The 1,577-nt window shown below is 59.0% G+C and carries 2 protein-coding genes and 2 pseudogenes; 2 read left to right on the top strand and 2 right to left on the bottom strand.

Features of this window, described 5'->3' with window-relative positions:
* Window positions 1–60 precede the first annotated feature (60 nt).
* Both BSU04_RS04275 and BSU04_RS04280 read left to right on the top strand, forming a co-directional pair.
* Window positions 61–312 (top strand): hypothetical protein, encoded by a 252-nt coding sequence (locus BSU04_RS04275; protein WP_144021318.1) that lies wholly within the window; start codon window positions 61–63, stop codon window positions 310–312.
* A pseudogene (locus tag BSU04_RS04280) lies at window positions 300–539 on the top strand (transposase domain-containing protein); the annotation flags it as partial. The gene BSU04_RS04275 and the pseudogene BSU04_RS04280, both read left to right, overlap by 13 nt.
* Window positions 540–662: 123 nt before the next feature.
* Here the strand turns inward: BSU04_RS04280 and BSU04_RS04285 are convergent.
* Window positions 663–1,082 (bottom strand): annotated as a pseudogene (locus tag BSU04_RS04285) (IS3 family transposase); the annotation flags it as partial.
* Between the two features lie 257 nt (window positions 1,083–1,339).
* A partial coding sequence (locus BSU04_RS04290; protein WP_144021116.1) for a transposase occupies window positions 1,340–1,577 on the bottom strand: 238 nt, incomplete at its 5' end.

The raw sequence follows: 1,577 nt of genomic DNA on the forward strand, positions 1-1,577 counted from the left end.
CTCCCGGACGATGGTGGAATCGTCCGTTGAGTTTCCGCGCAAATGTCGATTGATAAGAAGTTGGTGCAGATTGCACAAGGCCGCTACGCTGACGCGCGGATCGCCGAGAACCAGAGCGGAGCATGCGGCAGCATCCAACATCCATTCGGCAATGACCCTAACCTCACTGTCGCCCGCGTCGATATGGACGACCCGACCTCCGCCGCGCTGCTCAACATCTCGAACCTTGACGCGACGACGAAACAGCGGATGCCAACGATAATGGACTTCAACTTCTTGCCCGATATGGGCAGAATGAACGGGAACTGGTGACCAGCAGAAAATCGTGGTTGTTCAATGATACGGTGGCCGGGGCGAAAGCCAGTGCAACGATCTACAGCTTGATGCTCACCTGTCGGGCGTGCGACGTTGAGCCGTTCGAGTACCTGTGCGAAGTGCTCACCGAGTTGCCCCAGCGCGCGGCTGGTGCCGACGTGAGCGACTTGCTGCCATTCAACATCGGCGAGCGACTCGCTCGACGCAAACCAACCTCCGACTAACGCTTCTAATGCGTCGGCTCCACGCCAACGCCCACTCCCATCCTTCGCTTTGGACATCGCCGACCTCGGTCGTCGCGGTGCGGCCGTCTTCGTCTTGTCAACGTGTGCGTAATTGAGCGGTTACCAGATGTACGTGATGTCCGTAGTCCAGACCTGGTCGGGACGGGCGGGAGAGAAGTCTCGTTGCAGCAGGTCCGGTGCGACCGGCAGGCTGTGGTTGCTGTCGGTCGTGACCTTGAACCGGCGTTTGGTCTTCGCCTTGATGCCGTGCAGCTTCATGAGCCGCTGGACTCGATCCTTGCTGACGCGAATGCCCTGGGCCAGCAGTTGCTTCCACACGCGCGGCCAGCCGTACTCGCCTTTGGATTCAGCGTGCACGGCCTTGATGTGCACCAGCAGAGCGTCGTTGCTGATGCGTCGGCGCGGTCGGTCAGTATCGACATCCCGCGCCTTGCGCGCGTGGTAACCGCTGGGGCTGACACCCAGCACCTGGCAGGTCAGGGACACCGGCCATTGTCGGCTGTGAAGCTCGATCCAGGCGTATATATGGACTCCCCAGGTTTTGCAAACAATGCGTCTTCTCTTGATGCAAGGTGTCAGTCTGCACGTATATATTCGGCCTGTTTATGCGGGGTCACCGCTGGCCATAATGCAAATCGCCTGCCTCGTTCTCATTACTTCAGCGGCCTTCTTTGGCCACTACGCCTGTCGGATTTTCGAGGCTGGGTCAGACCCATCGCATCATCGATTGTTCATCGTTCGCAAACTGCTGGTGGTTGTACTGCAGAGATTTTATGGATTCATGCGCTCGCGAAGCGCTCGCTCTTGGCAAGCAACGCCCACGCTATGCGTGCTAGTTTGTTCGCCAGTGCCGCCGCTGCGACATTCACCCCACGTCTGCTCGCGAGCTGACAGACCCAGCGCGACAGCGCATCGGTTCGCTTGCTCGCAAATCGCATGATCGACCGCGCTCCTTGGACCAGCAGCCAGCGGATGTACCGATCTCCCCGTTTGCTGATACCGAGCAACTTTTGCTTG

This window comes from Caballeronia sordidicola (assembly GCF_002220365.1).
Lineage (GTDB): Bacteria > Pseudomonadota > Gammaproteobacteria > Burkholderiales > Burkholderiaceae > Caballeronia > Caballeronia sordidicola_C.